Here is a 1,485-nt window from a genome sequence, read left to right on the forward strand (position 1 = left end):
AAATCCGCCGATGCGGTTTTCCGGTTTTGCAGAAAGCCGTGGAACCGCACCTCAGGAGACTGCAGCCACACACGCCACGTGCCGCTCGTTGGGCGAGACTGCGAGACGCGAGCTCGCACACGAACAGGCCAAGGTCTACCAATGAGGCCCGCCTGTTCACCCTTGAGCCACGCTCAACGACAGCGGCCAAAAACGCCTTCAGAGCCCCTTAGAACGCTCTAGCCGCTTTACCCCACCTGTGCCCCTCCCCAAGTCATCTGAAGCACTTCAACGCGCTCCTGGACTGTTCCTGCGGATTCCACGCTGGCTCGGACACTCAGCCTAAGCTGATCCGGACACTCTCACTTACGTCCGCCCATCGCCTATTTTCAAGCTTCCACTATAAACATCATGCCCGGAACACATAAATACTGCCTATTTTGAAACTCTTGCCAGAGATATCAACAGTAGACAATGCCTTGTAGCCCGCCTCCATCTCACTCGAGCTGGCACTACGCAATCGCCCCATATTCGTAGCGAAGGTATAGCTATCCATCGGAGTTATGAACCTTACCTTGTGCCCGAGATATGCCTGGATCACATAGGCAATATTATTGTGAAAGTACACGCAAAACCCATGATTGCAGTCCGAGGGCTCACCCATAATGGTTACGCTCAAGAACAGACCAGACGGGTAAATATATTGTGACGAAGGCCACTCAATCGGGTTGCGATTCAGGCGCTCAAGAATAGCTCCTGCAACATTGACACAAGACAGATTTGGCGACGAAACCTGAGCGCTATCAAGCGAGTTCAAGTAGGGCATTTCCATATTGAACTCTCTCAAAGCCCCGTGAATCGCTTCGAGTACTTCTTGTGGAGTCGGCATAGAACCTCCCTGTAGGCATTGGCAGTGAACGTTGCGGCAGATGGGAACAGCCTAGTCCAAGTATTGACAGCATCCACGATGGTGTCCGAATGATCGTGGAACAGATGTCCGAATCAGCGTGGACTGAGTGTCCGAATGGCGTGGAATCCGTACCGTTCCCGGCAAACGCACACAGACCGGGGGATCATTGGCGCTAACTCTGGCTGGAGGACGATGCGCCGCAGATCGTGACGCCTCTCCTGAGCGCAGTTATCTCGAGCCTGCCCGCACCCAGCTCCGGCCAACCCCAACCTAGGAAACCACTGAAACATCGCAGCGCTTGCACCCCAGGCGACTGGATCTCAGGCGCGTGCCGTCAACGGCACGGGGATATCTTCGGGAAAAGCTGTGAATCGCGACGTGCTTTCAGGCGCACGCCGGCCCGTGCTATCAGGAGCGCCCAGCACGTGCTTTCAGGCGCACGAACGCCTCTGCAGGCCACGGCTGGCGCGGCTTTCAGCCCGCTCTAACATTACTAACTTAAAAGCTCTAACTTGTTATTGGGGCAGCGCCTGTGTGTGGACAGATCCTGATCGGGGCGGTTTTGCCGGGGGGGACCGGCCATGATCGTCGCCCTG

1 protein-coding gene is annotated in these 1,485 nt (G+C 55.8%); it reads right to left on the reverse strand.

All coding sequences use genetic code 11. The features are described 5' to 3' along the window. Positions 1 to 388: 388 nt before the first annotated feature. Positions 389 to 868, reverse strand: a complete 480-nt coding sequence (locus EA796_RS23180) for a hypothetical protein (protein ID WP_147459082.1) — start codon at positions 866 to 868, stop codon at positions 389 to 391. Positions 869 to 1,485 lie beyond the last annotated feature (617 nt).

The organism is Pseudomonas sp. AOB-7, assembly GCF_003696305.1.
Classification (GTDB): domain Bacteria; phylum Pseudomonadota; class Gammaproteobacteria; order Pseudomonadales; family Pseudomonadaceae; genus Aquipseudomonas.